Annotated in this window: 17 protein-coding genes and 1 pseudogene; 14 read left to right on the top strand and 4 right to left on the bottom strand. The window is 53.7% G+C overall.

The features are described from left to right. Positions 1-83 precede the first annotated feature (83 nt). The 5 genes and pseudogenes from C6362_RS00435 (at position 84) to tnpB (ending at position 3,717) form a co-directional block, all read left to right on the top strand. Entirely contained in the window at positions 84-545 is a 462-nt protein-coding gene (locus tag C6362_RS00435) for a YadA C-terminal domain-containing protein (protein ID WP_014016378.1), read from the top strand. 9 nt (positions 546-554) lie between these two features. Then, positions 555-734 (top strand): type II toxin-antitoxin system RelB/DinJ family antitoxin, encoded by a 180-nt coding sequence (locus C6362_RS00430; RefSeq protein ID WP_014016379.1) that lies wholly within the window; start codon positions 555-557, stop codon positions 732-734. Between the two features lie 486 nt (positions 735-1,220). Then, entirely contained in the window at positions 1,221-2,204 is a 984-nt protein-coding gene (locus C6362_RS00425) for a hypothetical protein (RefSeq protein ID WP_014016380.1), read from the top strand. A gap of 127 nt (positions 2,205-2,331) precedes the next feature. Next, positions 2,332-2,599 (top strand): annotated as a pseudogene (locus C6362_RS00420) (transposase). After that, positions 2,596-3,717, top strand: a complete 1,122-nt coding sequence (gene tnpB, locus C6362_RS00415; protein ID WP_255411320.1) for an IS200/IS605 family element RNA-guided endonuclease TnpB — start codon at positions 2,596-2,598, stop codon at positions 3,715-3,717. Before C6362_RS00420 ends, tnpB begins: the two are co-directional and overlap by 4 nt. Positions 3,718-4,006: 289 nt before the next feature. On the opposite strand, the gene C6362_RS00410 is transcribed toward tnpB, so the two are convergent. Then, positions 4,007-5,377: an amino acid permease gene (locus tag C6362_RS00410; protein WP_014016382.1), complete on the bottom strand. Its 1,371-nt coding sequence runs from the start codon at positions 5,375-5,377 to the stop codon at positions 4,007-4,009. A 323-nt stretch (positions 5,378-5,700) separates the two neighbouring features. On the opposite strand from C6362_RS00410, the gene C6362_RS11890 reads away from it, so the two are divergent. Together C6362_RS11890 and C6362_RS00405 are read left to right on the top strand one after the other, a co-directional pair. After that, positions 5,701-5,865, top strand: coding sequence for a hypothetical protein (locus C6362_RS11890; protein WP_014016383.1), 165 nt, complete (start codon positions 5,701-5,703; stop codon positions 5,863-5,865). A 5-nt stretch (positions 5,866-5,870) separates the two neighbouring features. Continuing rightward, on the top strand, positions 5,871-6,827 hold the full coding sequence (locus C6362_RS00405; protein WP_014016384.1) for a D-2-hydroxyacid dehydrogenase: 957 nt from the start codon (positions 5,871-5,873) through the stop codon (positions 6,825-6,827). A 102-nt stretch (positions 6,828-6,929) separates the two neighbouring features. On the opposite strand, the gene C6362_RS00400 is transcribed toward C6362_RS00405, so the two are convergent. The 3 genes from C6362_RS00400 to C6362_RS00390 form a co-directional block, all read right to left on the bottom strand. Further along, positions 6,930-7,565: a YigZ family protein gene (locus C6362_RS00400; RefSeq protein ID WP_014016385.1), complete on the bottom strand. Its 636-nt coding sequence runs from the start codon at positions 7,563-7,565 to the stop codon at positions 6,930-6,932. 165 nt (positions 7,566-7,730) lie between these two features. After that, on the bottom strand, positions 7,731-8,084 hold the full coding sequence (locus tag C6362_RS00395) for a helix-turn-helix transcriptional regulator (RefSeq protein WP_014016386.1): 354 nt from the start codon (positions 8,082-8,084) through the stop codon (positions 7,731-7,733). A gap of 186 nt (positions 8,085-8,270) precedes the next feature. Beyond that, positions 8,271-9,557: a M18 family aminopeptidase gene (locus C6362_RS00390; protein ID WP_014016387.1), complete on the bottom strand. Its 1,287-nt coding sequence runs from the start codon at positions 9,555-9,557 to the stop codon at positions 8,271-8,273. Between the two features lie 154 nt (positions 9,558-9,711). On the opposite strand from C6362_RS00390, the gene C6362_RS00385 reads away from it, so the two are divergent. The 7 genes from C6362_RS00385 to C6362_RS00355 all read left to right on the top strand — a co-directional run bounded on the left by C6362_RS00385 (position 9,712) and on the right by C6362_RS00355 (position 21,808). After that, positions 9,712-11,163 (top strand): TrkH family potassium uptake protein, encoded by a 1,452-nt coding sequence (locus tag C6362_RS00385; protein WP_014016388.1) that lies wholly within the window; start codon positions 9,712-9,714, stop codon positions 11,161-11,163. A 117-nt stretch (positions 11,164-11,280) separates the two neighbouring features. Beyond that, positions 11,281-11,805 (top strand): helix-hairpin-helix domain-containing protein, encoded by a 525-nt coding sequence (locus C6362_RS00380; RefSeq protein WP_014016389.1) that lies wholly within the window; start codon positions 11,281-11,283, stop codon positions 11,803-11,805. Beyond that, complete coding sequence (locus tag C6362_RS00375; protein WP_014016390.1) at positions 11,802-13,913, top strand: ComEC/Rec2 family competence protein; 2,112 nt, start codon at positions 11,802-11,804, stop codon at positions 13,911-13,913. Before C6362_RS00380 ends, C6362_RS00375 begins: the two co-directional genes overlap by 4 nt. After that, positions 13,892-14,911, top strand: a complete 1,020-nt coding sequence (gene holA, locus C6362_RS00370) for a DNA polymerase III subunit delta (protein ID WP_014016391.1) — start codon at positions 13,892-13,894, stop codon at positions 14,909-14,911. Before C6362_RS00375 ends, holA begins: the two co-directional genes overlap by 22 nt. A 77-nt stretch (positions 14,912-14,988) precedes the next feature. Next, complete coding sequence (locus C6362_RS00365; RefSeq protein ID WP_014016392.1) at positions 14,989-16,533, top strand: VanW family protein; 1,545 nt, start codon at positions 14,989-14,991, stop codon at positions 16,531-16,533. 263 nt (positions 16,534-16,796) lie between these two features. Beyond that, positions 16,797-18,023: an RNA-guided endonuclease TnpB family protein gene (locus C6362_RS00360; protein WP_106699276.1), complete on the top strand. Its 1,227-nt coding sequence runs from the start codon at positions 16,797-16,799 to the stop codon at positions 18,021-18,023. Between the two features lie 146 nt (positions 18,024-18,169). Next, positions 18,170-21,808 carry a PolC-type DNA polymerase III gene (locus tag C6362_RS00355; protein WP_014016395.1) on the top strand — a complete coding sequence of 1,213 codons (3,639 nt, stop codon included), beginning with the start codon at positions 18,170-18,172 and terminating at the stop codon, positions 21,806-21,808. The last annotated feature ends 35 nt before the right edge of the window (positions 21,809-21,843 follow it).

Here is a 21,843-nt window from a genome sequence, read left to right as displayed (position 1 = left end):
GGACCGTCTACAAGGAAACGAGAGTCGAAAAGGACGGAATCTTCATCAGACAGGCTAACACAGCTGGCCAAAACATAACGGCTTTGGATCATCAGGTCGCTGCCAACACGGAATCCATTTACCACATCAACAACCGCGTTTCTGACCTCGATAACCGCGTCAACAAGGTCGGTGCTGGTGCGGCTGCTTTGGCAGCGCTTCATCCATTGGACTTCGACCCTAATGATAAGTGGGATTTCGCCGTTGGTTACGGCAATTACCGCAATGCCAACAGTGTCGCTTTGGGTGCCTTCTATCGTCCCAATGAAGATACCATGTTCAGTCTGGGTACGAATTTCGGCAACGGGGAAAATATGTTTAACGCCGGCTTGAGCTTCAAGATTGGTCAAGGTGGCAGCGGCATCACGACGTCGAAGACGGCCATGGCTAAGAAGATTGAAAGCCTGGAAAATACGGTGGATCAGCAGGATAAGAAGATTGCCGAACTGGAAGCTCTGGTCAAGGAACAGGGAGAAATGATCCGTCAGTACGTCGGCAAGAAATAGAGGGGTATCATGGCACAGACAACGATTTGTATTCGCGTCGACGCGGATCTGAAAAAAGACTTTGAGAAATTTTGTGACTCCATCGGCATGAGCATGTCGACGGCAATCAACATTTTCATCAAGAAATCCGTCGGGGAACAACGGATCCCCTTCGAGATTACGGCTAGAAGCAATATAAAGAAAGCGTAAAGTAAAAACGGCGCTGTCGCTTAAAGCCATCCGCCAACAACTAACTGCTAGCCACTAACAACTTTAACGGGCTTGTCGTCGTGCGACAAGCCCGTTTTTTATTTTTGTATTACGACCGTGTACCACTCGTCATAAATTCCGGCTATGCCCAGGATTCACGCGGCCTTTTTGGCCCGTCAGGTGCCGAACAGCGGGAGGTGCAGGACGGCTGCCAAAACGGACAGCCGTGGCTGGACGCCCTTTGGCCGTCCCCTACGAATGCGGCCTGCGGGGCCCTCAACTCTAAAATTCGATGAACGACTTTTCGCCCGGCCGATAGGCACTAATCTACATTAACGGTTCCTTAAATATTCGGGAATTCGATTAAAGGACGATTAGAATTTCTGGCGGGCCCTGTTTGGTAGTGTATGATAGAATCAGAAGCCGTTCTATTGCGGAGCGGAAATGATTATTATACAATAAAAGTGAATCTGGAGGTGTGACATCATGTCCGATTCGGCACAACAGGCCAAAGCGCAAAAGAAAGCGTATGACGAGGCGTGCAAGCGGGTCCTTTCGGAACGGGAAATCATGGCCCATATCCTCAAGTCCTGCACGGAAGAATTTAAGGATTGTAGTTTGCTGGATATTGCGTGGCGCTATATCCAGGGCGAACCGAGTATCAGCCGCATTGCCGTGGAACCGGAAACCATTTCACCACGCATCGAAAGTGAGCAGACGGAAGACAAATCTGGAGCGGAAGGAACGGTGTATTACGACATCCGGTTCCATGCCGTAGCTCCCGTGGATGGGAAAATGATTCAACTCATCATTAATCTGGAAGCGCAGAACGATTTTAACCCGGGCTATCCGCTGCTAAAGCGGGCCGTCTACTATTGCGGTCGCATGATTTCCAGTCAGTATGGCACGGTTTTCGTAAAATCCCATTATGAAAAAATTCAGAAGGTCTATTCCATCTGGATCTGCACGATGCCAACGAAAAAATGGGAGTACCATATTTCACGTTACCAACTGACTGAGAAACATCTAATCGGGCATACCCAGGCCGAGCGGAGTCATTACGATTTGATCAGTATCGTCTTGGTCTGTCTGGGAAGCAAAAGCCATAGGCAGTTAAAAGGTATTTTGCGGTTGCTAAACATGCTGCTCTTGGATAACATCAGTCCTCAAGAAAAGCAGAAAGTATTGGCGAAAGAATTTAACGTAACAATGACACCGCACTTAGAGAAAGGAGTGGCGACAATGTGTAACTTGAGCGAAGGTATTGAACGGCGCGGGGAACGGCGAGGAGAAAAACGCGGACGTAAACTGGGGGAAGAAGTAGGAGAAAAACGTGGTTGGGATTTAGGAAAACAAGACGACGTACTGGAAATGCTGAAAGATGGCGTACCTTTTGAAAAGATTGCTCAGTATACTAAGTTATCCTTAGAAGCTATTGCTGACATTGCCAAGCAAAATAAATTAACCTAATCCGCCAGAAGTCCTCCACCTCTTAGGTGGGGGATGAAGGCGGGTATGGCGAATTTACGTAAGTAATTGAGCCATACCATTGCTCTGTAGATAGTTCTGTAGTATAATCAGTCGTAGATGAGAAAGAATTGATTATACTAAGAAATTGGATAGTAATAACTATTCAGTATTCTTATTCTATTACCAGCTGGTTCTAGTGGTAAAATACCGCCGCAAAGTGTTTTCTGATCAGATGAGCCAATATGCAAAAGGTATATTTGTCCACATAGAAAAAAGATTTTCCGGAAGTCAGATGTAAGCTTTGAAAGGAAATGTTTTGGTCAAAAAGCTATTGCCTGCTGACAACAGGCGGCGCTCCCATAATACGAAAATACATAGAAAATCAAGGCAGGTGATTATAGTGAATAAGGCATACCGATACAGGCTCTATCCAACAACTGAACAAAAAATTATGTTTGCCAAGACTTTCGGCTGTGTCCGATTCATCTATAACAAGATGCTTGGAGACCGCCTTGATTACTATAAGGAAACCGGTAAGAAACTGAATAATACTCCTGCACAGTACAAGGAAGAATTCCCTTGGCTGAAAGAAGTCGACAGCCTTGCTCTTGCCAATGCACAGATGAACCTGAACAAAGCATACAATAACTTTTTTAGAAATCGAAAGCATTTTGGCAAGCCACGCTTCAAATCGAAAAAGACAGGTCATGCTTCGTATTCTACGAACAACCAACACGGTTCTGTAAGAATCGAGGGGAACAAGGTCAGGCTGCCAAAAATAGGTTTGGTGAAATTGTGCCTGCATCGTCCATTGATGGAAAACAGCACGATAAAGACTGTAACCATAAGCAAAACATCATCAGGAAAATATTACATCAGTATTTTGGTGGAGTACGAAAACCAAATACTCCCTATAATGCCGAAGAAATTTCTTGGACTTGATTTTGCCATGCACGGACTATATGTGGCTTCCGATGAAGAGGATGCGGACTATCCCCATTTCTTGAGGAAAGCCGAGAAAAGATTAGCCAAGGCACAAAGAAAACTTTCTAAGCGGCAAAACGGAAGTCATAACCGAGATAAACAAAGGTTACGGGTAGCTAAACTCCACGAAAAAATTGCCAATCAACGCCGCGATTTCCTGCACAAAAAAGCCCGCTACTTGGTAGACCACTATGATGCCATAGGTATTGAGGATATCAGCGTCAAAGCTATGGCGAAGCACAAGAAAGGTGGTAAGTTCAGTTTTGGTAAATCTGTAGCCGACAATGGCTGGAATATGTTCACAAACATGTTGGAATATAAGCTGGCTTGGCAAGGTAAACAGTTTATCAAGATAGACAAATGGTATCCTAGTAGTCAGCTATGCCATGTTTGCGGTTACCAGAACAATGAAACGAAAGATTTGTCTATACGAGAATGGGATTGCCCGAAATGTGGCAGTCATCATGACAGAGATAAGAACGCTGCTATAAATATTAGAGAGGAAGCTAGGCGCATATCCGCCGCCTAATGTAACGCATAGAGTACCGTGGGTCGCACGGAAACTTACGCCTGTGGAGAGAGTGTAAGTCGCCATAACTCTTCAGAGTCAGTGGTGCTGTTCTCGCTGAAGCAGGAAGCCCCCGCCTCTGTAGGCGAGGGTACGTTCACTTTAAGTATGTTTAGCCAATAGAGAAGGGGCTGTTGCGTGAAAGCATAGGCTATCATGCACAGCCCCTTTATAGTAAAAATATTATACGGATGAAAAGGAGATTTATGGAATAAGGGCAACCATTTTCAACAGACTGGGCAGCGTTGTGCTAAGGCTTTTGCATGGTGTGTGTCATCATTGGCGCAGGGGTCAGGCGGCGCCAGCAACACCAGAGGATAGCCAGCCAGACGGGCATGATGAGGACGGCTGTGAGCATGTCCGGCATCTGGGTCATCATGAGGACGATAAAGCAGAGGAAGGCCAGGCAGAAATAGTCCGCTGCCGGGTACCAGAGGGACGGGAATTTCGTCGTCTTGCCCGCCTTCCGGCAGTAGGCCTTGAATTTTAAGTGCGTCACGATGATGGTGATCCAGTTGACGATGGTCGCGCCGACCGTGAGGGACAGGAAATACATAAAGATTTTTCCCGGGAAGAAATAGGTCACGGCGACGACGAACAAGGTCAGGCCCGAGCAGAGGCAGAGCGTGTGGACCGGTACGCCCCGGGACGACAGCTTCTTGAACCATTGCGGCGCGTTGCCTTCTTCTGCCAGGCCGAAGGCGATGCGGGAATTGCCGTAAATGGCCGAGTTATAGACGGAAATGGCCGCAGCCAGGACGACGAAGTTGAGGAGATTGGCCGCTGCCGGGAAGCCGACGTTGGTGAAAATCTGGACGAAAGGACTGTTCTGGGTGCCAATCTGGTTCCACGGCCACAAAGTCATGATGACGACCATCGTGCCGATGTAAAAGACGAGGATACGCCAGATAATCTGGTTGATGGCCTTGGGCAGGGACCGTTCGGGATTTTCCGCTTCGCCTGCCGTGATGCCGATGAGTTCGACGCCGCCGAAGGAAAAGATGACTGTCACCATGGCCAGGCAGAAGCCCCAGATGCCCTTGGGCAGGATGCCGTCGTAGGCCCAGAGGTTGCTGAAATTCTGCGGGAACGGCCGGCTGTCCTGCAAGATGAGCCAGGCGCCGAGGGCAATCATGCCCAGGATAGCCGCCACCTTGATGAAGGACATCCAGAACTCCGTTTCGCCGTAGGCCCGGACATTGACCAGGTTGAGACAGGTGATGGCTATGAGGCAGACCAGGGCCGTTACCCATTGCGGCAGGTCCGGCAGCCAGTAATGGACGTAGATGCCGACGGCTGTCAATTCAGCCATGCTGATAATGACGTAAGAGAACCAGTAATTCCATCCCAGCATGAACCCCGGGAAGGGGCCCCAATATTTGTCGGCATAATAGCTGAAGGAGCCGGACACCGGTTCTTCGACGGCCATTTCCCCTAACATGCGCATGATGAGGAAAATGACGATGCCACAGATGAAATAGGCTGCGATGACTGACGGCCCGCCCAGGGAAATGGTCGACGCCGACCCGTAAAACAGCCCGGTACCAATAGCGCCGCCCAGGGCAATCATCTGGAGATGACGGTTTTTCAGGCCGCGCTGCATTTGTGATGCTTCTTTCACGATTAAGACCTCCTGACAAAAAAGACCGCACGAAAGTTTACACCCAAGGTGGTGTACCCCTTCGTGCGGTCGTTTTGCGATTACACTCTGTCTATTAGTATAGAACAAAAACAGCGCTTGTCAATCCAAGAAGATATAGCCGCCGAATATGGCCGGGCTGGCACAGTTCTGTCACAGCTGTGGCGGGATGCTATCTTTTTCGGCAGGGAGAAGCTATAATAAAATGGAAATAAAGAGCTATTCTCAGGAAAGAAGGCTGATTCTGGTTGCAAGATGTATGCAGGACTCTCGATTGTGTTATAATGGCAGAGGAGGCGGGAAAAATGGGCCCATTCGTCGATGCGGACGGAAACCGGTGCAGTATCGAACAGGTTGTGCGGAACCTCTTGAAAGAGGACGTGACCTATGAATTCATCGCACACGTTGCCCAATGCCCGCTGAAAACGGTAAAGGAAATTGCCGCGAAAGAAAAAAGCAATAGGGAGTGATTCATTTGAAAATCTTAGTTGTCATGGATGTCGATGCAAAACAGACACAGTGGCTGGAAATGGCCGCTCCGGAGGCGGATTTTTGCTATTGTCCCGGTGATGGGAGTCAGGCCGGCAAGGCCTTGGAAGAAGCAGATGTCATCATTGGCAATATAGCTCCTGACCTGGTGAAAGAAGCGTCGCAGTTGAAGTGGCTCCAGCTCAACAGTGCCGGTGCCAATGAATACTGCCGGCCCGGTATCCTGCAGGCTGGCGTCACCTTGACCAATGCGACCGGTGCCTACGGCCTGGCGTTGTCGGAACACATGCTGGCCCAGACACTGGCGATGATGAAGAAACTCTATCGCTACTATGATAATCAGCATCAAGCCCTGTGGCGCGATGAAGGGCCGGTGACGTCTCTCTATGGCGCGACCGTCGTCGTCGTCGGATTCGGCAACATCGGCCGTAACTTCGGCCAGCGCGTCAAGGCCATGGGGGCCCACGTCATCGGCCTGCGCCGCCGTCAGGGAGCCGTACCGCCCGAAGCCGATGAAATGGGGGATATGGCCCATTTCAACGATTACCTGGCCCAGGCCGACATTGTCGCTTCGTGCCTGCCCGATACGCCGGAAACGTATCACCTCTATGATGCGGTGCGCTTTGGCGCTATGAAGAAAGGGGCGTACTTCGTCAACGTCGGCCGCGGGACCAACGTCGACCAGAAAGCCCTCCGCCATGCCGTCGTGTCCGGCCATCTGGCCGGCGCTGCTTTGGATGTGACCGACCCGGAACCGCTGCCGTCGTCAGATCCCTTGTGGAAGACGCCAGGCATCTACATTACGCCGCACATTTCCGGCGGCTATCACCTCCAGGCGACGCACGACTATATCGTCCGCATCGCCGCAGATAATCTCAAACGCTACCTGGCCGGTGATCCCTTGGAAAACATCGTCGACCTCATGACCGGGTATAAGGCGTAGGATAAACGGGGCCTCGCATGATGGAAAAAACATCGTGCGACAGCCCCATTTGTATATCGCCAACTGTTCGCGGCGGGCCATTAGGTCGCCCATACGAAACACTTAACCACTAACCACCGGCTTGACGAGGGTGCCGGTTTTCTGGCAGGTGACGCGGCCGCTGGTCGTGTCGGTCAGGGCGGCGGCGAAGGGGGCGGCTTCGTCCTGGGGGACTTCCATGGTGAAGGTCACGTCAGCGGCGAACTGGCGGTCCGTGATGGTGCCGCCGTGGTCGGGGACGAAGCGTTCCATCGTGCTGACCAGGGGGTAGGCGACAGTCGCCTTGAGGATCGTGAACGGCGTATAGACGGCGATATCCGCGACTTCCAGGCCCAGGGCGGCCGTATGGCTGTAAGCCCGGATGAGACCACTGGCACCGAGCTTGATGCCGCCAAAGTAACGGGTGACGACGATAGCCGTATTGGTCAGGCCCTGCTTCTTGAGGACTTCCAGGATGGGCCGTCCTGCCGTGCCGGCCGGTTCGCCGTCATCGCTGGACCGCTGGAAACGGCCGCCCGGTCCGACCTGGTAGGCCGAGCAGTTGTGGCGGGCATCCCAGTATTTCTTTTTCACTTCGTCGATGAAGGCAGATGCTTCATCTTCGGACTTCACTTCGCAGACCGTCGCGATGAAGCGGGACTTCTTGATGACATATTCAGCGTCAGCCCGGCCATAGACCGAGCGGATAAGAGATTCCATAACACATCGTCCTTTACTTTTTTTATCATCATACCATGGATTCGTGGCTCGTGGCTAGTGATTCGTGGCTCGTAGGGGCTGTCGCACGAAGGCTTCTGCATCCCCTAACCACTAACCCCTAAAAAAAGGGCTGTCGCATGTGCGACAGCCTCTTTTTGTGATGCTTTATTTTTTCTCATTGATATTCAATAAGGTTTTGATGGCTTCCTGCTTTTCCGGCGGTAAGGCGTGGATAGCCCGGATGATGAGGCTGTCGTCTTCGGTGATGGAAGCGCAGAAGTCACAGTTATTGCCGTGTTCTTCACTGCCTTTGCAGTACATACCCGGTCGGCCGACGAGGATACAGATGGGAATCTGGAAGAAGTCTGCCATCTTCAGCAATACGGAAATATCCGGCGAATAGAGGCCCGTTTCCCAAGAATAGACGGCCTGTTTGGACATGCCGAAGAGGGCACCGAAAGCCGTCTGGGTTAAGCCCTTTTTTTTGCGATAATACCTGATTTCTTGTCCTAAAGTCATGCGCGTTCACTCTTTCTGTATACAAAATCTCTGTTTTATGCAAGGTTTTTGGGATATAGTATCATGTACCGTGTACAACGTAATGTACTATACATTAGTCATTATAATATGGATAGCCAAAAGCGTCAACCGTATAAAACCGCATTTTTAAAACAAATAGATTTATGAAGCATGGGGGATGGAAACCTATTTATGGCCGAAAAAAGCGCGGATCAGGCGGACCAGGCTTTCCTCGTCAGCAGCGCCCATCAGTTCCCGGCAGGAATGCATCGCCGTAATGGGGATGCCGATATCCATGGTCCGCAGGGGGAGATTGGCCGAGAGCAGCGAGCCCAGGGTCGAGCCGCCGGGGATGTCCGACCGGTTCATGAATACCTGATAGGGAATTTCATTTTCCCGGCACAAGGCCTTGACGACGGCCACGGCTGTGGCATCGCCGGCATAGCGCTGGCTGCTGGCAATCTTCAGGGCGACGCCATGGCCCATGACGGGCTGGTTGGTGACGTCGCATTTTTCCGGCACGTTGGGATGGATGGCGTGGGCCACGTCGACGGAGAGCATGAAGGCCCGGCCCAGGTCGGCCGAGAAGTCGTCGTCGGTGAAGCCGAAGGCGTGGTAGATGCGGCGCAGGATGCCCGGCAGGATCTGGGAGTCCGCACCCTGTTTCGTCTGGCTGCCGACTTCTTCATTGTCGAAGAGGGCCGTCACGTTGAGGCCGTCGGCCCTATCTTCCTTGACCAGCCCCATCAGGCAGGCCAGGACCGACGTCAGGTTGTCCAGCCGCGGCGACGAGATAAATTCATCGTGCCAGCCCAGGGAGCAGCCCGTTTCACAGGGATAGACCGTCAGGTCATACGATAAGATGGCTTCCGGCAGGCAGTGACATTTTTCCGACAGGAAATCCAGGAAGAAGTGGTTCGTCAAGGCCTGGTCATCGAGGCCCATGACGGGCAGGAGGTCCTTCTGGGGATTGAGGGCGACGCCGTCGTTGGCCTGGCGGTTCATGTGGATGGCCAGGCGGGGGATGGTCAGGACGGGCCGGCCGATGTCGATGAGGCGGACTTCCGGCCGGAAGGCATCCTTACTTTGCAGGGCCACGGTACCTGCCAGGGACAAGGGGCGGTCGAGCCACGATTCGCGCAGCAGGCCGCCGTAGACTTCGGCGTTCAGCTTGAGATAGCCGTGCTGGCGCAGTTCCGGCCGGTATTTCAGGCGCAGACAGGGGAAATCCGTATGGGCCGCGCTGAGGCGCAGGTGACGGCGCACATCGGAACCCGTGCGGAAGGCGACCAGGCCCGAATCATAGAGGGGTACATAATAGGCGCTGTTCGGGGCCAGGTGCCAGGTTTTGGACAGGGCCAGGGCCTGGAAGCCGGCCTGATCGAGATAGGTCCGGCTGGCCTGGACCGTATGGTATGGCGACGGGCTGCGCTGGATAAATTTCAACAAATCTTGGGTATAGTCATAAGTCATGGGCGTCATCCTTTCTGACAGGATAAGTCTTTAATTTCAATAGTAGTTCTTATTATAACATATATACAAGAATCTATGGAATGATTGTTTTTTTGCGGTTCTCTCGCCAGCCATGGTATAATAAAAAGGATTTTATTTTTTTGAAGGGAAGCTTATGGATTTACACGTAATCTGTCAATTTTTAGGAAGAATCGCCTGGGCCCAGTCCGGCGTCATGACCCTGCCCCTGGTGATGGCCCTGGTCTTTGCCGAAGATAGCTGGCTGGCCTTTTTGGGCACGATGGGGACCTGTGCCCTGGCGGGCTGGGGATTTCTGCGTTACGGCCACGTGCGGACGAAAAAACTGACCATGCGCGAAGGCATCGCCATTACCGGCCTGGGCTGGCTCCTGGCGACCTTCTTGGGGATGCTGCCTTATTGCCTGGGCGGCTACCTGAACTATTTCGACGGCCTGTTCGAGAGCATCTCCGGCTTTACCGGGACCGGGGCGACGGTCATCCCCGATTTGGAGATCCTGCCGCAGAGCCTCCTTTTCTGGCGCAGCCTGACCCACTGGCTCGGCGGACTGGGTATCGTCGTCATCTTTATCGCCCTGCTACCGGAAGCGGGCCAGTCGACGGTCTACATGTACAATGCCGAATCGACAGGGCCTACGCGGGAACGGGTCCTGCCCAGGCTCCATGACATGACCCAGGTCCTGTTTCGCATGTACATGGCCTTTACGGCGACGGCCTTCGTCATCTTCTTCCTCTGCGGCATGGACTTCCTCGGGGCTCTGAACCACGCCTTGTCGACGGTCTCGGCCGGCGGTTTTTCCACGTATAATGCCAGTGCGGCTCACTTCGAGAGCCCGGCCGTCGAAGCCTGGATGACCTTTTTCATGATCCTCACCGGCGGCAACTACGGCCTCTATTACCAAGCCTGGCAGAAAGGCGCGCACGTCCTCTGGCGCAATACGGAATTTAAGGCCTATTTGCTGATCATCGCTGTGGCGGCCGCCCTCATCGGTATCAATCTCATGGATGGCTTTGACGTATCGGCTGCTACAGCCTTGCGCTATTCGTCGTTCCAATCGGCGTCCATCGCGACGACGGGCTTCGTCTCGGCCGACTACGACCGCTGGCCATCCTTCTCCAAAGGCATCCTGCTCTTGCTCATGATCTCCGGCGGCTGTGCCGGATCAACAGCGGCAGGCCTCAAAGTCTCGCGCGTCGTCATTATGGTGCGCTACATCTGGCAGGCTGCCAAGGCCAAACTCCATCCGCGCCAGGTCGTCGCCCTGAACATGAACGGCCACCGCATCGGTGACGACACGGTCGTCCGCGTCGCCCAATTCTGCTTCCTCTACCTCATGTTCATCGCCCTCTGGGCCCTGCTGCTGACCTTCGACGGCATCGGTGCCTTCGACGCCATCGGCATCAGCGTCTCCACCATGGGCTGCATCGGACCGGCCTTCGGCATCACCGGCGCGACCTGTACCTATGCCGAACTCTCGGTCTTCTCCAAATCCATCCTCTGCCTGTCCATGCTCCTGGGACGACTGGAAATCTTCACCCTCCTGGTCATGCTGCGCAAGAGTTTCTGGAAATCCAAGAGCAGCTGGTAAATGAGAGAATGATTAAATTTTGCCCAATTCGATTAAAGGACGATTAAATTTTCCAAGAAGACCTGAAAAATGGGGCATACTATACATATATAAATTATATGTATAGGAGTGATAAGCATGAAGAAAATGGTAGTCCTGGCTTTGGTCTTATTGGGGGTAGCCCTGTTCCAGTTTGCCCCTGTCTTTGAGTCCCTTGTTAGCGAGCCGCCGCCGGCTGTGGAAGAACCGCTGCCGGAAAAAGCCTTTGTCTATGTCACGGGGGCTGTCAAGAATCCCGGGCTCTACGCCTTGGAAACGGGAAAAACGGCCGGTGAAGCCGTAGAAGCAGCTGGCGGCATGATCGCCTATGCCAATACGAGAGCCGTCAATTTAGCGGACCGGGCTGACGACGGTGCCCATATCCACGTGCCCTATGATTTCCAGGGGATTCCCGAAAATCCGGCAGAAGCCGGCAAGGTATCTCTGAACCGGGCCGATGAAAAGGCCCTTACGGCGCTGCCTGGCATCGGACCGGCTATGGCGGCCAACATCATCGCTTATCGTCAGGAACATGGCTCTTTTGGCAGTATCGAAGAGCTGCAGAAAGTCAAAGGGATCGGCCCGGCGAAGTTTGCCAAGCTGAAAGACCAGGTGTGCTTATGATGGGACATAACATTAAACCTGAATGGGTCAGCTTGTCCCTGGTCCTGGCCTTGGCGACAGGGATGATCTTGGCCGATGCGTTCACTTTGCCCCTGATTCTTTGGCTTTTTATCTTTTGGCTGGCCCTGTTGGGAATCTTCTTTTTCCGGTCCCGAAGCCGTGTCGTCCTAGCCGTCTGTCTGTTTCTGGTTGCTTTGGTCTTGGGGGCGGGGCGTCTCCAGCTGGAAGCGAATCGTTATGAAGCCCTGCCGCATCAGGCTGTCGGGGCCAAGTTGACCGTAGAAGGGACGCTGCAAGAGCGGCGCAGTACTTATGCTACGGAGAAGGGCCTTGTCGGAAGGTATGTCATGCAAGTCCGGCGCTATGCCTATGCCGGAGAAGAGGACGTACAGCCGGGAAGTGGTTGTGCCTACGTGACTTTGCCTGAGCCGCAGATCCTGGGCAGTACAGTCGTCGTCACGGGCGACAGCCGGCCTTTGACATATTATAAGAACGACGGCATGTATGATGCATTCCATCGCGACCGGGAAAAGGCGATTTGGCTGCGTTTATTTGCCGATGATGGGAAAAAGGTGTCCGTGACGGCTCCACTGGGTCGCTGGGACTCTTTTTTGCAGGCCTTGCGCCAGGCACTGACCGGGCGGTATAAGGCTGTCCTCGGCGAATCCTATGCGCCTGTGCTTGCTAGTCTGCTCTTCGGCGGTCATTACGATGAATTACCGCCAGGCCTGCTGGAATCGTTCAGCACGACCGGACTGATTCACATCCTCTCCGTGTCCGGGTCCCATGTGGCATTGTTGCTGGCTGTCATCCAGCTCATGGGCCGCGCCCTGGGATTGCGCCCGCGCGGGTTGTGCCTGGTTTCTGTGAGTTTTTTGTTCCTGTACGGAGCGCTTTCGGATTTTTCGTCGCCTGTCGTCCGGGCTTCTCTCATGGGTGCCGCTAGTGCCTTGAGCCTGACTGTGCGGCGCGAGTATTTGGCCGGTCATGCCCTGGCTTTGGCCATGGCGGCTATGCTGATTTACAGTCCCTATCTGGTCTTTGATTTGAGTTTTCGCCTTTCCTGCGGGGCCTCGGCCGGCATCATCCTCTTTCAGCGTCCTGTCAGTGCCTGGCTTTCGGCACTGCCTGCTTTTTTGCGGGATTGCCTGACAGTCTGCGTGGCGGCGCAGATCTTAGTCGTGCCCCTCTTGTTTTCGGCTTTCTTTTCCTTTCCAGTCTATTCACTGGTTGCCAATATTCTGGTAGCCCCGGCCTTGGACCTGGTCATGGTCCTGGGGCTTTTGGCATCGGTCCTGTCCCTCTTGTGGGGCGTCGGTGCCGATATGGTGTTGTGGCTCATCAAGCCCTTGCTGGCTCTGGCTTTGAAGGGCAACGCCTTCATCGCAGCCCTGCCGGGGAGCCGCTTCTGGGGCGGGCAGCCGTCGGTCTTGGCTGTGCTGGCCTGGTATCTGGTCGTAGCTTTTGGCTTTTGTCCGGCTTTTCGCAGGCGCATCGGTTCCGGGCTGGCCCTTTGTCTGGCAGCGGCATGGTTCCTGCGGCTGTCTGGGCCCGAAGTCTTAGTCCTCGATGCCGGCCGGGATCAGGTGACGGCGGTCATTTATGAAGATAAATCGGCCGATATATGGTATAATAAATCGAGATTCGCCAACCCCGACCAGGCAGCTGTCGTCGTGACGCCGGCTTTGCGGGCTCAGGGTGTCTTTCGTCTTCGCCAATGTCGTGTCGATGGCGACGGGGCAGGCTATACGCTAGCCTTGCTGCGGCGCCATTTTGATTTCCTGCCGGAGCAAGGGGCGGAGGACGTGCCTTTTCGCTGTCTGCCGTCAGCGTCGTCGGCTTTTCCCGACGGGCCGTTGTGTCTGGAATTTCGGTCCCTGGCGGGCTGGAATGGCCGGGATTTCCCCGTATCGGCCATGGCGACCATTGTCTATGCTTCGCGCCGCGGCGATGAAGCCTTGACGGAATGGGGCGAAACGGCGGCATTTCATGGAAGGCCCTGTTATACTCCGGGCCGGGACGGTCAGATCCGGCTGTATCGCTGGCGGGGACAGTGGCAGGTAGCTACTTTTGATGAGGAACAATCATGGAATATAAGAAACATATAATGATTATTTATGGGACAGAACCTTATGTCATGGAAGACGGGCGCCGGCGTTTCCTGGCGGCTGCTAATAAGCGGGCCGGCGGCGAGGCCGAGGTCCAGTCTTTCCAGAAGGATGCGGTAGCGGCGACAGTCGTCGAATCCTTCCAGGGGGCGAGTCTCTTTAGCAGTGGGACAGTCACGATTTGGTATGACTGTCCCTTTCTGCCGCTCAAGCGCGGCGGCCGGTCGCGGAGTAAGCTCACCAAGGAAGAGCAGTGGTTCCTGGACGAAGCCCGGCGGCTCAGTGACGAGAACAGCCTTTTGTTTTATACTAAGGGCAAGATGGATACGGGCAGTGCTTTTTTTAAGGCCTTGAAGCCCATGGCCGATGTCGTAGCTGCTGAAGCGGTGACGGAAAAGACGGTCATGCCCTATGTGACGGACTACCTAAAAGGGAAAGGCAAGCGCCTGACCAGCCGGGCGGTAGCCTATTTGCGGGCTCTGTTCCAGACCTGGGGCGATATTTCCCTGCTCTATGTCTTTTCGGAGCTGGAGAAATTGTGTATTACCGTGCCCGATAGCCGGCAGACTGTTGATGTGCCCGATTTGCAGGACCTCTTTGCCGGGACGATGGAAAAGAATTTGTTCACTTTTATGGATGAATTTTTGCGGCGCAATGGGGACAAGACCCTGCCTTTTTTGGAAGGCCTCTTCAGCCGGCAAGATGCGTTTTTGAAGAATACCGGCTATATGTTGTCGCGCCTGCGCCTGCTCCTGGCCTATAAGGAGTTGCGCCGGGCCCACGCCGGACAGCACCAGTGTGAACAGATTTTGCAGACCATCAATAAGGGCCGCAGTGTAAAATATGTCTTATACCACTTGCAAAAAGTGGCATCTTATTGGAAAATAGAAGAGTTGGAAAGTTGTATTTGCCAAATTTTTACGCTCCAGCTCCATATCCGCCGCGGTATGGCATCGCCCGAGGATATAGGCCCTCTCATTTGCCTGTATTGCAGGTAGGGACGGCCCCTACGAAGCGGCATTTTAATGCCGCGTGAGCTATAAAATGAATATAATGAGTAAAGGCAGGTTAGAATGTGACTGACGAAGAACGAGCACGGAAAGAACGGATGAAGGAATATCGCCGGCGGTACCGGGAAAAGCACGGGCTGCCTCCGGAAAAGGAAAGGCCGTCCTGGAAGAAGCGGGCGGCTGTGATTGTCGCTTTGTGTGTGATTGGGTTCGGCGGCTTTTTTGCGGCCCAGAGCAAGGCGGAACAGATGGTGACCCTCAACGGCCAATCCATTGCCGATATGACGCCCGATGATATTACCAATTATCTGGATCTCCATGAGAAGGATGTAGAAGATAAGAAGCTGCGCCTGGCGACGGACGGTGTCGATGTGACGCTGGATCTCGATGAACTGGGGGCTAAATTGGATCGGGCCTATATCGACGATGAATTGCATCTCGTCGGCCGCCGGGGCCTGCCCTGGCAGCGCGTGGCCGATGTGGTGACGACGCTCCGCCATGGCAAGGATGTGCCTTTGGCCATTGCCGTCGACGACGATAAATTGGATAAGGTCTTGTCCGATGTCCACGACAAGTACGATAAGGACCCGCAGAATGCCTATGCCTATGTCAAGGATGACCAGAAGACTGTTGCTATCGAAGACGCCAAGGACCGCATCGTCATCAATACGGGTAAGCTGAAGGACGCCGTGACCGATGAACTGCATACGGGCAAGACGGATACCCTGGACGTTCCCGTAGACAGCCGGGAAGGGGCGGACATCAAGGCCGATGACCTCAAGGATATCGACACAGTCTTGTCGTACTATACGACGCATTTTGACGATACCAATCCCGACCGCAACGTCAACATCCGCCTGGCCCAGCAGCGCCTGAACCACGCCGTCGTCATGGCTCAGAAGGATTTCTCTTTCAATAAGTATGTCGGCACGCGGACGGCGGACAAGGGCTATAAGCCGGCGCCGTCGTATTTCGAGAATAAATTGGAACAGTCCACCGGCGGCGGTGTCTGCCAGGTCAGCACGACTTTGTTCAATGCCGCACTGCGGGCCGGTCTGTTCATTGCCAGCCGGGAACCGCATTTCGCTCCGGCCGCGTATGTGCCCGTCGGCATGGATGCGACCGTCGCCGATGACGGCCTGGACTTCTCCTTTACCAATCCTTTCCAGCACCCGGTCTGTGTCTATACGGTGGCCGGCAAGAATACGGTGACGACGTACATCCTGGGCAATCACGCCGATACGTGCAGTGTGTCCTTTGAAACGACGCATCTCCAGAACCTGCCCCATAAGGTCATCAAGAAGCACGATGATAGTGTGACCGAAGATAAGCGCAAGCAGGAAGGCTATGACGGCCACGACGTGACTATCCGCCGGACCGTGGCTTACAGCGACGGCGACCGCCATGTCGATACCATCGAGTCACATTACGACCCGAATGATGAAATTATCCTCACGCCCGGCGACGACAGCGAAGAAGTCGTCAGCACGGCCGACCTGGAACCGCAGGACCCGCTTCTCAACGCGCCCCACGACATGATGGACTTCAATGTCCCGGCGGCCGATACAGCCGATACAGCCGATACGGCCGATACGGCCGATGAGGAATAACTCATCGGTTAATGTAGGAGCCGTCCTTCGTAGGGACCGTCCTGCTAAGGCGGCCCGCAGACCGCTTCGTAGGGGCCGTCCCAAAGGGCGGCCCGCCTGAATCCCCTATTCATCTTCATGGTGCGGCGGAGACTCGTGACTTTAGTCATGAGAGGAGCCGCACCTCCCCTCCTTTCAATAATAAATAATAGACTTTTAGCAAAAAAATTATGATATAATAATTTTAATGAAGTAGTATAGATTTTAGAAAGGCAGGTGAAAAAATGTCTAGCCTAACTAAAACGATAAAACTTCGTATACACGTTACTCCCGAACAAGAGACGCTGTTCCGTCAGATGACGGAACAATACCGTCAGGCTTGTAACTTCGTGTCGCAGTACATCTTCGACCACCGATTTAACATGACCTACCAAAGTCTCAACAGAGAGCTGTACAGTGACCTGCGCAGCCAGTTCGGTCTGAAATCGCAGCTGGCCCAGTCTTCTATCAAGACGACGATTGCCAGATATAAGACGGTAAAACAACAGCTCTTCCAAAATCCTTACAGATATAAGGATGAGAATGGCAACTGGAAACGCATCGCCAAGACATGGGAATGGCTTTGGAAGCCTGTGTTCTTTAGCCGCCCACAAGCGGACTTGGTTCGCAATCGTGATTATAGCTTCGTTGATAGCGGACAGGTTCTGTCCATCAATACGCTCGGGAAAAGAACTAAATGCGCCTTTGAGGGCAAGCATTTTGCGGAATATCTTGATGGCGCTTATGACCTTGGAACAGCAAAACTGGTCGAACTCAAAGGTTTATGGTATCTCCATATTCCCGTAACCCAAGCTGTCGAAGATTTTCAGAAAGAAAACGTCCGTCACGTTGTCGGTATTGACCGTGGATTACGTTTTCTTACTGTTAGTTACGACGAACAGGGCAAAACTGAATTCGTCTCTGGTAAGAAGATGGCTACTAAACGCCATAAATTTCAGGAAGTCCGCCGCCAGCTCCAGTCTAAAGGCACAAAATCAGCAAAGCATAGACTCAAGGCCATTTCAGGACGAGAGAACCGTTGGATGTCTGATGTAAACCATCGGATTTCTAAGACACTCGTTGAAAAATACGGCAAAGATACGCTGTTTGTGCTTGAAGATTTGACCGGTGTTAGCTTCGAAGAGTCCCATCTTTCAAAAACGGCTAAACAAAATTACGACCTGCGCAGCTGGGCGTTCTATCAGTTGGAGCAATTCTTGACCTATAAGGCTCATGAAAATCGTTCCGAAGTTCTGATGGTATCTGCTCAGTATACCTCTCAACGTTGTCCCAAATGCGGTACTATCCACAAAGAAAACCGTGACCATCACAAACACTTATATCGTTGTCAGTGTGGTTACAGATCTAACGATGACCGTATCGGAGCTATGAATATCCAACTCCTCGGAACTATGTGGATTTCCGGAGATAACCATCCTCATTATGAAAGAATAACAACTGCTTCGGAGTAAACTCCTTAGCAAAGCGGGTGTTGTCAGCCACCCGATGATGTAGGCGGATTTAGGAAGACATCTTTTGATGCCGTTAGTACCTATGCAGTTCCGACCTACAAGCTCCCGACTTTAGTCGGGAGTAGTTGACATAGAAAGGAAAATATATGAAAGTCTGGCATATTGTTCCTAAAAATGATATTTTGATTCCCGCCGATGGCGGGCGTTCCGTGACCATCGCTTCGATTGCGGCGGATCTGGCCGGCCATGCCTGGCATGTCAAGACCGAGTCGCCTTATGCTATCGGCGACATGGACCTGCTCCGCGACCGGGTCTGCCGCAAATTGGGCCTGGATGGGACGGTATCTGTCGAACACCGCGTGACGTCTGTTTTCCACGGCGGCGACATGTCCCTGGCCGTACCCGACAACGACCCGCTGCGTCAGGTCGCCGATATTTCCACTGACGATATGGAAGGCTACGGGATTCCCCACGAAGACTGCTATGATGCCATTTACGACGTCGACGATGAATTGTACGACGATGCCGATTACAAGAAGGCCTGCCAGTCGGCGTCCCAGAGCGGCGACAGCAGCGCCAAGAAGGGCAGCAAGGGCAGCGGCACCAAGACTGGCAGTGACAGCCGGGTCTGGATGGGCCGGGCCTTTGGCGGCGATGCCGTCTCCATCAACGACGTCCTCGGCGAGGAACAGAACGACGTCATCCTCAAGGGCAAGGTCGTCAAGGTCGAGTTCCGCGAGCTCAAGTCGAAACGTACCCTCCTGACCTTCCAGATGGCCGACAGCACCAACGGTATTTCGGCCAAGAAGTTCCTCGACGTCAGCAATCAGGGCGGTGGCGGCAAGTACCGCCGCAAGAATACGCTGACGCCGGAAGAATACGACAACCTGGTCAAGAAGCTCAAGCCCGGCGTCTATGTCCGGGTCCACGGCAATATCCAGTATGATAATTACCAGAACGACTACGTCCTCATGGCCTACGACATGATGGAAGCCGACGGCGGCACGGTGGAACGGGAAGACCACAATCCGACGCCGCGCGTCGAACTCCACCTGCATACGGTCATGAGCGACATGGACGCCCTGATCACGGTCAAGCAGCTCATCAAGACTATCAAGAAGTGGGGCCATCCGGCCGTCGCCGTCACCGACCACGGCGTCGTCCAGTCGTTCCCGCTGCTCCAGGAAATTTCGACGGATAAGACCAACAACGTCAAGGTCATTTACGGCATGGAAGGCTATCTCTTTGACGATAAGATCGACCAGTCGTACCACATCATCATCCTGGCCAAGAACCAGATCGGCATCCGCAATCTCTATAAACTGGTCAGCATTTCCCATCTGAAATATATCTACCGCGGCCGGCCGCGCATCCCCCGGGCGGTCCTGTCGGAATACCGCGAAGGCCTCATCCTGGGTTCGGCTTGTGAAGCCGGCGAACTGGTGCGGTCCATGGTCCAGAAGAAGCTGCCTTATGAAGAGCTGAAGAAAATCGCGTCGTTCTACGATTATCTGGAAATCCAGCCCCTCACCAACAACGGCTTCCTCGTCCGCGAAGGCTTCGTCGCCGATGAAGAAGGCCTGCGCGACATCAACCGGACGATTCTCAAGCTCGGCGATGATTTGGGGAAATTGACTGTCGCCACGTGTGATGCTCATTTCATGAACCCGGAAGACAAGATTTACCGGGAAATCCTCATGACCGGCAAGGGCTTCAAGGATGCCGAATTTCAGCCGGATCTGTACCTGCGCACGACAGACGAGATGCTGGCGGAATTTGCCTATCTCGGCGAAGAACGGGCGCGGGAAGTGGTCATTACCAACCCCAATAAGATCAACGATATGATTGCCGACTGCCGGCCGGTACCGAAGGAAACGCTCTATTTCCCGCAAATCGCCGGGTCATCGGAAGCGCTGAAGAACATGTGTTATAAAAAGGCTCATGAAATTTACGGCGACCCGCTGCCGAAAATCGTCGAAGACCGGCTGGAAGAAGAATTTACGTCCATTTTAGGCCATGGTTTCGGCGTCCTCTATTACATTGCACACAAGCTGGTCAAGCACTCCAACGATGACGGCTACCTCGTCGGCTCCCGTGGGTCTGTCGGCTCGTCCTTCGTGGCGACCATGTCGGATATTACCGAAGTCAATCCTTTGCCGCCTCATTATGTCTGCCCGAAATGCCAGTGGAGCGAATTCTTTACGCACGGCGAAGTGGGCGGCGGTTTCGACTTGCCGGACAAGGTCTGCCCACAGTGCGGTACGCCACTTCATAAGAACGGCCATAATATTCCTTTCGCTATCTTCTTGGGCTTCGACGGCGACAAGGTCCCTGATATCGACCTCAATTTCTCTGGCGAATACCATCCGAAAGCCCATAAGTATACAGAAGAACTGTTCGGCAAGGACAACGTTTTCCGCGCCGGGACTATCGGTGCTGTGAAGGACAAGACGGCCTATGGCTATGTCATGAAGTGGGCCGAAGCCAAGGGCATCAAGGTCAATGACGCTTACGTCAACAGCCTCGTCGCCGGTTGCACGGGCATCAAGAATACGACAGGCCAGCATCCGGGCGGCGTCATGGTCATTCCCCGCGATATGGACGTCCATCATTTCACGCCCGTCCAGTACCCGGCCAACAAGAAGGACAGCGGCATCATTACGACCCATTTCGATTATCACTCCATCGAAGGCCGTCTGGTCAAGCTCGACATCCTCGGCCATGATGATCCGACGGTCATCCGTATGCTCGAAGATATGACCGGCATCAAGGCGACGACCATTCCCTTTGATGACCCGGCCACCTTGAGCCTGTTCAGTTCGACCAAGGCCCTGGGCGTGACGCCGGAAGAGCTGGGCTCGAAAGTCGGCAGCCTGGGCATCCCGGAATTTGGCACGTCTTTCGTCCGCCAGATGCTCGTCGACACCAAGCCCAAGACCTTTTCTGAATTGGTCCGCATTTCCGGTTTCTCCCACGGCACCGACGTCTGGCTGAACAATGCCCAGGACCTGATTACGTCGGGCACGGTTCCCCTGAAGGAAGCCGTCTCGACGCGTGACGACATCATGAACTATCTCATCCAGCACGGCATCAAGCCCAAGACGAGTTTCAAGGTCATGGAAAATGTCCGTAAGGGCAAGGGCATCGACAAGCTCAATAAATTGGGCCAGAAGACGACGGACTACGAAGGGGAGCTGAAAGCCGGCCATATCCCGCAGTGGTTCATCGACTCGTGCCATAAGATCGGCTACCTCTTCCCGAGGGCCCACGCCGTGGCCTACGTCATGATGGCTTTCCGCATCGCCTGGTATAAGATCAACCAGCCGTTGGCCTACTACTGCGCTTTCTTCACGATTCGCGCCAAGGCCTTCAAGCTGTCGGCTATGATCCACGGCCTGGAAGGGCAGGAACGGGCCATGAAGGAAATCGCCGCCAAGGGCAAGAGCGCATCGAAGATCGAGCAGGACCTCTATTCGGCGCTGGAACTGGCCAAGGAAATGAGCCTGCGCGGTTTTTCCTTCATGAACGTCGATATCAACCGCTCGGCGGCGACGAAGTTCACCATCTGCGACGGCAAGATCCTGCCGCCCTTTACGGCCATCGACGGCCTGGGCGCCAACGTAGCCGAACAGATCGTATCGGCCCGCGAGCAGGCGCCGTTCAGTTCCAAGGCCGACCTCAAGATGCGCGGCAAAGTGTCCCAGTCCCTGGTCGACGTCATGAGCCAGGAAGGCTGCCTGGGCGATCTTCCCGAAGATGAACAGATCGACCTCTTTGCCATGTAGACGCCTGCAGCGCCGCAGTTAGCCGCAGGCGGCTG

Origin of the sequence: Megasphaera elsdenii DSM 20460, from assembly GCF_003010495.1 — a bacterium.
In the GTDB taxonomy this organism is placed as follows: Bacteria; Bacillota; Negativicutes; order Veillonellales; family Megasphaeraceae; genus Megasphaera; species Megasphaera elsdenii.
Note: the sequence above shows the minus strand (reverse complement) of the source record. Positions and strands in the feature narration are given on the sequence as shown.

What these genes read in the sequence shown, in the direction of transcription:
- C6362_RS00400 (WP_014016385.1), bottom strand. Translation starts at nt 7,565, where the DNA reads ATGGAATCTCTTATCCGCTCGGTCTATGGCCGGGCTGACGCTGAATAT.
- C6362_RS00355 (WP_014016395.1), top strand. Translation starts at nt 18,170, where the DNA reads ATGAAAGTCTGGCATATTGTTCCTAAAAATGATATTTTGATTCCCGCC.
- C6362_RS00395 (WP_014016386.1), bottom strand. Translation starts at nt 8,084, where the DNA reads ATGACTTTAGGACAAGAAATCAGGTATTATCGCAAAAAAAAGGGCTTA.
- C6362_RS00380 (WP_014016389.1), top strand. Translation starts at nt 11,281, where the DNA reads ATGAAGAAAATGGTAGTCCTGGCTTTGGTCTTATTGGGGGTAGCCCTG.
- C6362_RS00385 (WP_014016388.1), top strand. Translation starts at nt 9,712, where the DNA reads ATGGATTTACACGTAATCTGTCAATTTTTAGGAAGAATCGCCTGGGCC.
- holA (WP_014016391.1), top strand. Translation starts at nt 13,892, where the DNA reads ATGGAATATAAGAAACATATAATGATTATTTATGGGACAGAACCTTAT.
- C6362_RS00390 (WP_014016387.1), bottom strand. Translation starts at nt 9,557, where the DNA reads ATGACTTATGACTATACCCAAGATTTGTTGAAATTTATCCAGCGCAGC.
- C6362_RS11890 (WP_014016383.1), top strand. Translation starts at nt 5,701, where the DNA reads ATGGGCCCATTCGTCGATGCGGACGGAAACCGGTGCAGTATCGAACAG.
- C6362_RS00425 (WP_014016380.1), top strand. Translation starts at nt 1,221, where the DNA reads ATGTCCGATTCGGCACAACAGGCCAAAGCGCAAAAGAAAGCGTATGAC.
- C6362_RS00360 (WP_106699276.1), top strand. Translation starts at nt 16,797, where the DNA reads ATGTCTAGCCTAACTAAAACGATAAAACTTCGTATACACGTTACTCCC.
- C6362_RS00430 (WP_014016379.1), top strand. Translation starts at nt 555, where the DNA reads ATGGCACAGACAACGATTTGTATTCGCGTCGACGCGGATCTGAAAAAA.
- C6362_RS00375 (WP_014016390.1), top strand. Translation starts at nt 11,802, where the DNA reads ATGATGGGACATAACATTAAACCTGAATGGGTCAGCTTGTCCCTGGTC.